5 protein-coding genes are annotated in these 6103 nt (G+C 72.7%); 2 read left to right on the top strand and 3 right to left on the bottom strand.

Translation table 11 applies throughout. The features are described from left to right. Together VGX25_RS02935 and VGX25_RS02940 are read left to right on the top strand one after the other, a co-directional pair. The gene (locus tag VGX25_RS02935; protein WP_414635705.1) at nucleotides 1-891 is read left to right on the top strand and encodes a pectate lyase family protein; all 891 of its coding nucleotides are present in this window, start codon (nucleotides 1-3) and stop codon (nucleotides 889-891) included. A gap of 58 nt (nucleotides 892-949) precedes the next feature. Then, complete coding sequence (locus VGX25_RS02940) at nucleotides 950-4114, top strand: substrate-binding domain-containing protein (protein ID WP_326915998.1); 3165 nt, start codon at nucleotides 950-952, stop codon at nucleotides 4112-4114. Here the strand turns inward: VGX25_RS02940 and VGX25_RS02945 are convergent. The 3 genes from VGX25_RS02945 to VGX25_RS02955 form a co-directional block, all read right to left on the bottom strand. Further along, the gene (locus VGX25_RS02945) at nucleotides 4111-4677 is read right to left on the bottom strand and encodes a class I SAM-dependent methyltransferase (RefSeq protein WP_326915999.1); all 567 of its coding nucleotides are present in this window, start codon (nucleotides 4675-4677) and stop codon (nucleotides 4111-4113) included. The two genes, VGX25_RS02940 and VGX25_RS02945, sit on opposite strands and share 4 nt — an antisense overlap. A 37-nt stretch (nucleotides 4678-4714) precedes the next feature. Then, nucleotides 4715-5185, bottom strand: a complete 471-nt coding sequence (locus tag VGX25_RS02950) for a DoxX family protein (RefSeq protein WP_326916000.1) — start codon at nucleotides 5183-5185, stop codon at nucleotides 4715-4717. 97 nt (nucleotides 5186-5282) lie between these two features. Further along, entirely contained in the window at nucleotides 5283-5861 is a 579-nt protein-coding gene (locus tag VGX25_RS02955) for a TIGR03086 family metal-binding protein (RefSeq protein ID WP_326916001.1), read from the bottom strand. Nucleotides 5862-6103 lie beyond the last annotated feature (242 nt).

The following is a 6103-nucleotide window of genomic DNA, read 5'->3' on the forward strand; positions in this document are numbered from 1 at the left end:
CTGACGGTATGGGCGGCCAGCCCGGCGGCCGCGGTCGGCACGCCGACCGGGTTCGGCGCCGGCACCACGGGCGGCGGCAGCGCCAGCCCGGTCACCGTCACCAGCGGGTCGGCGCTGATCAGCAACATGCAGGCCAGCGGACCCCGGGTGATCCGGGTGCAGGGCATGGTCACGATCAGCGGCATGCAGGACGTCGCGTCCGACAAGACGATCCTCGGTGTGGGCTCCGGCTCCGGCATCACCGGCGGCGGGCTGGACATCGACGGCGCCACCAACGTGATCATCCAGAACCTGAACTTCCGCAACTGGTCCGACGACGCGATCAACGTCCAGGACGGGTCCACGAGGATCTGGATCGACCACAACGACTTCAACTTCAACGGCGCCGACGGGGCGCTGGACATCAAGCGGGCCTCGGACAACATCACGGTCTCGTGGAACAAGTTCTCCAACCACGACAAGACCATGCTGCTCGGCCACAGCGACAGCAACGGCAGCCAGGACCGCGGCCACCTTCGGGTCAGCTACCACCACAACTGGTTCAACGGCACCAACCAGCGCCACCCGCGGGTGCGGTTCGGCAACCCCGTGCACGTCTACAACAACTACTACGGCGGGGTGACCAGCTACGGTGTCGCGTCCACACTCGAGGGTGGCGTCCTGGTCGAGGGCAACTACTTCGAGAACACCCGCGACGCGTACCACTGCGGCGAGGGCAGCTCCCCGCCCGGCGCGCTGACCGTCCGGAACAACACCCTGGCCAGCTCGGCCGGATCCACATCGGGGTGCACCGGCAGCGTGCGGTCGATCCCGTACTCCTACTCGCTGGACCCGTCCGGCAACGTGAAGTCGATCGTCATGAGCGGTGCGGGTGTCGGCAAGGTCGCCTGATGACGCGGGCAGCCGCGCCTTGTGGCTGGAGGCCACCTTCGGTCACCATGTGAACATTATGTTGCGCAGTGTTCCGGCGCGGCGACACTGGGCTGACACCCCACCGCGTGCCCGCTCTGTTGGCCGTGACCGACCGACCATCGGTCTGGTCACGGCCAACATTCACCTGGGCGTCGGCGCGACCCTGTGGTCCGGCGTCCTGGCCGCCGCGCGCCGGCACGACGTCAACCTGATCTGCTTTCCCGGCGGCGAGGTCCAGGCAACCGACCGGCCGCCCAACTCGGTGTACGACCTGGTCGCGCCGGACCTGCTGGACGGGCTGATCTGCTGGGCGTCGACGCTGGGGCTGCCGGAGGGCCACGAGCGGGCGACCCGGCTGGCCCGCCGGTTCGGCCGGCTGCCGACGGTCAGCGTGAACGGCACGCTTGGCGACGACCGGCCGCTGACCCTGGACGGCTACCGCGGCACGGCCACCGCGATCAGCCACCTCATCGCCGTGCACCGGCGCCGCAAGCTGGCCTTCATCCGCGGACCGAACGCCAACCCGGTCACCGTGCAGCGCTACCGCGCCTACACCGAGACCCTCGCCAGGCACCGGATCCCGCTAGACCGGACCCTGGTGTCGGCGCCGGTGGACTTCCGCAGGGACGCCGGCGCCGCGGCCATGCGGGTGCTGCTGGACGCCCGCGGGCTGCGCCCCGGCCTCGACTTCGACGCCGTGGTGGCGTGCAGCGACTTCCTGGCCGCCGACGCGCTGCGGGTGCTGGCCGAGCGCGGCATCCGGGTGCCGGAGGACGTCTCGGTCGTCGGCGTCAACGACTCGCCCGAGGCCCGGCTCGCCGACCCACCGCTGACCTCGGTGTCCCTGCCGTTCGCCGAGCTCGGCGAGCTGGCCGTGGAGACCCTGCTATGCCGGCTGGGGGAGCTGCCCGCGCCGCAGACCCCCACGCCGGCGTCGACCCTGGTGATCCGCCGGTCGTGCGGGTGCCCCGGCACGCCGATCGCCGACGACCCGACCGGCCTCGACCGGATTCCCGAGGCCGCGCGCGCCGAGCTGCTCGCCGCCTTCGACGGCCCCGCCGACCGGTTCCTCGGCGAGGTCGACCGGATGGTCCGCGCATGGGCGACGAGCAGCCACCAGATCGAGGCCTGGGACGCCGCGCTGGCCGCGCTGCACCGGCAGGCGCCGGCCGGCGCCGAGCACCTGCTGGCCACCGCCCGGCTGGTGGTCGCCGAGGCCGGCCGCCGGCTGCTGGAGTACGAGCGCTGGCAGGCCGACCAGACCGCCCGGCAGCTGCGCGAGCTGGGCAGCGCGCTGTCCTCCGTGGTCGACATGCCGGCCATGCACGGCGTGCTCGAGCGGCAGCTGCCGGGGCTGGGCATCCCGCGCTGGCACCTGGCACTCGACTCGTCGGCGCCGCTGGACGCCGTGCTGCCCGCCGACCGGCGGTACAGCATGGTGGCCGAGCCGCTCTACGTGCACGACGAGCTCCTCGGGTTCGGCCTGTTCGAGGTCGGCCCGCCGGACGGCGGCGTGTACCGGGCGCTCGGCGACCAGATCGGCGCCGCGCTCAAGGAGATCAACCTGTTCGGCGAGGTGCGCGCCGCGAGGGACGCCGCGGAGAAGGCCAACCGGGTCAAGACCACGCTGCTGTCCAGCGTCAGCGACGAGCTGCGCACGCCGGTCGAGGGCATCCTGCGGCAGGTGGCCGCGGCCCTCGAGGCGGTCGAGTCGCTCCCGGCCGCACCGGCCGGACTGGTGGACAGCCTCAAGGAGATCAACGTCAGCGCCGAGCACCAGCTCGGGGTGATCTGCGACCTGCTCGACCTGTCCCGGGCCGAGATCGACACGCTCGACCTGTCCGCGGAGCTGGTCGACCCGCGCGCGGTGATCGAGGACGTGTTCCGCACCCGGCTGCCCGGCCGGCTGCCGCTGATCATGGCCGACCGCCGCCGGCTGCGGCAGGCGCTGGTCACCCTGCAGGGCAGCGCCGCCCGCGCCGGCCGGGTGCGGGTCGAGGCCGACGTGCTCCCGCCGCACCTGCGGATCCGGGTGCACACCACCGGGCAGGGGGCGCCGGACACGGGTCTCGGCCTGCCGATCACCAGCCGGCTCATCACGCTGCACAACGGCACGCTGCGGTTCGAGGCCGGCACCTTCCACGTGGCGCTGCCGCTGCCCACCCCCGGCGGGCAGGCGGGCGCCACCGAGCGGGCCGACGCGCTGCTGACCGCGGGCGAGACGCACGCCGAGGCCGTCGCGGTCGGCCGCCGGCTGGGCCTGCCGGTGCGGCGTCTGCACGCCGGCGAGGACCTCGCGGCGATCCTGGAGGATCTCCGGCCGGCCGCGGTGGCGTGGGATCTCGGCGAGATCCGGCCGGAGGACTGGTCGGTGGTGCGCCACCTGCACGAGCACCCGCGGCTGGCCAGGACCCCGTTCCTGATCTACGGTCTCGACCGCGCCCGCAACCTGGCCGAGGTGATCACGGCGGCGCGGCCGGCCGAGGCGTGCGGGCCGATCGTGATCGCCGAGCCGGACCCGGCGTCCCGGGAGCGGTACCGCAGGCTGGTGGCGCAGGCCCGGCCCGGCCACCCGGTGCGGCTGGCCGGCGACGGCACCACGGCGCTGGCGCTGCTCGGCCAGGAGCCGCCCAGCCTGCTGGTGGTGGCCAAGTCGCTGCCCGACATGGACGGCTTCGACGTGCTCGACCGGTTGCACTGCTCGGCGCCGGACCTGCCCGCGATCGTCCTCAGTGGAGGATCGATCACGGCCGACGACGTGCACCGGGCCGAGCCGCACGGGCGCGCGGTGTTGCTGGGCAAGGGAATCCTGTCCGAGGCCGAGCTGGTCGAGCTGTTCGGCCGGCTGCTTGCCCCGGGCGGCCCGCCGTCGGCCCGCAGCGGCCTGCTGGTCAAGCACGCGCTGGCCTACCTGCACCAGCACTACCACCACCAGATCACCCGGCGGCAGGTGGCCAACGCGGCCGGCATGAGCGAGGACTACCTGAGCCGGCTGTTCCACCGCGAGCTCGGTCTGTCCCCATGGGACTACCTGAACCGGCTGCGCATCCAGCAGGCCAAGGAGCGGCTGCGGGACAGCGACGACAGCATTCAGATGGTGGCCAGGCGGGTCGGCTTCCACGACCGGGCCTACTTCAGCCGGATCTTCCGCAAGCTCACCGGCATGCCGCCGCAGGCGTTCCGGGAGCTGACGTCGGGCTAGCGGGTCACGGTCCCGCGGACCGCCCACGCGCGGGCGGTGAGCGGGACGGGTCCGTCCGAATTGGACGGTAGGGCGGCGCGCGGGCGCTCCCGGAGGTCCTTGCGGTCGAGTCCGGTTCTTGGGCCTACCAACGGAACCTCAGGGGACCGTGACGGCACCCAGCCACAGTCACCCCGGTAACCGCACCATTCGCTGGAACGCGACGACCGCAGTGAATTCCGGAGGGGGCGGGCTGGCACGAGCCCGCTGACCACGGCGTCGAACCCGTTGTCGGGCCACGGCAGCGTCCGGGCGTCGCCGGTGTGGAAGGTGGCCCGCGGGTCGGCGACCCGGTTGCGGGCGGTGGCCAGTAATCCCTCGGACTGGTCAACGCCGGCGACCTCGGCGGGATCCGCCACGGCCAGCACGGTCGCCGTCAGCGCCCCGGTGCCGCAGCCCACGTCCAGCCATCGCCGTCCCGGCGGCACGTCCAGCCACCGCACGAGCTCCTCGGCGACGGGTCGGCTCCACCGCCCCACGTACGCCTCGTACGGCTCGCCGGCGACCCGGTTGTCCGCTGTCACGGCGTGACGGTACGGCCGGGTTCGACGCCGTGGCCGGTCAGCTCACCGCGGCCGGCTCGGCGGGCTCGGCGGTCCGCCGGTGCAGGTGCAGTTGCGGGTGGGTCAGCTGCTGCCAGACGCTGGCCGGGAACAGGGTTCCGAGGACCCGGCCCGGCGGGCGCAGCGCCCACGAGGCCACCGAGCACACGAGGAAGAAGCCCGGCCAGACGAAGTGGTTCACCGTGGATCCGGACCACGCGTGGGACGCAAGGGCGCCGCTGAGCTCGAAGAAGGTGCCGGCATAGGCCCATTCCTTGAGCCGGGGGAAACCCGGCACGGCAATGGCGATGGCGCCGAGGACCTTCCAGACACCGAGGATCGTCAGCACATAGGCCGGATAGCCGAGCGCGATCACACCCTCGGCGGTCGCCGGCCGGCGGATGAGGTCCGCGATCCCACCGGACAACCAGACGAACACGATGATCGCCGTCGTCGTCCAGTAGAGAATCGACTTCGTTCTGCTGCTCATCGGTCAAAGCCCCTTCACATCGTCGCGGGGCCGTTCGGCCCCACTCCATATGACTGACCGCGAGCGGAAAGTGTGACCGCGCCCACGTCGTCGGGGTTTAACCCGGCGTCCAATCGGGGTCGCGCCCGAGCAGGGCGACGAGCCGGGTCTGCGCGTCGGCGTCGGCCGGAACCGGAACGGGCGCGGCGAAGATGCCGATGCCCTGCCAGTTGTCGACGTGCGGCTCGACGGACCGCAGCAGGAAGCCGGCCAGCTCGTCGCCCATCTCGGTCTCGGCGCCGAGCGCGGTGGCCAGATCCCAGCCGTGCACGGCCAGGTCGATGGTCATCTCCTGGCAGTACTCCGCGGCGGGGGTGGCACCGCGGCTCAGCCGCACCGACCGGTCGAGCGCCCCCGGCGCCAGCCATGCCCGCCGAGCCGCCCGGGACGCCTCCGTCCAGCTCCTGACCGGGTCGTCGCCGAGCTGGTCGCCCTCGTACCGGTCTCCGATCTCCGCCACGGTGGCCCCGCCGAGCAGATCGGGCACCCAGAGCTGTTCGTACACAAGGTGGTTCAGCAGGTCCCGCACCGTCCACTCCGAACACGGGGTCGGCGCGTCCCAGGATCCGGCTTCGATCTTCCGCACGGCCCGGTCGAACACGTCCATCGCCCGCCCGTGCGCCTCGAGAACCTCCATGCCACCAGTCCAGCACACCACCGCGTCGTTTGCCGGCAATTGATCAGGGTATCCGGCACCCGTACGGCCGAGGAGGAGGAGGAGCCATGTCCATCAGCGACGACGACATCCGCCGCCCGAACGGTGACGAGCACGGCCCGGCCGACGCCGGCGCCGAGCCCCCCGCCCCCGGTGAGCACGACGGCGGCGCCGACGGCAGCGCCGACACCGGTGCCGACACCGGCGCGGACACGGGCGCCGAC

Source organism: Actinophytocola sp. (genome assembly GCF_035942955.1).
Lineage (GTDB): Bacteria > Actinomycetota > Actinomycetes > Mycobacteriales > Pseudonocardiaceae > DASYTH01.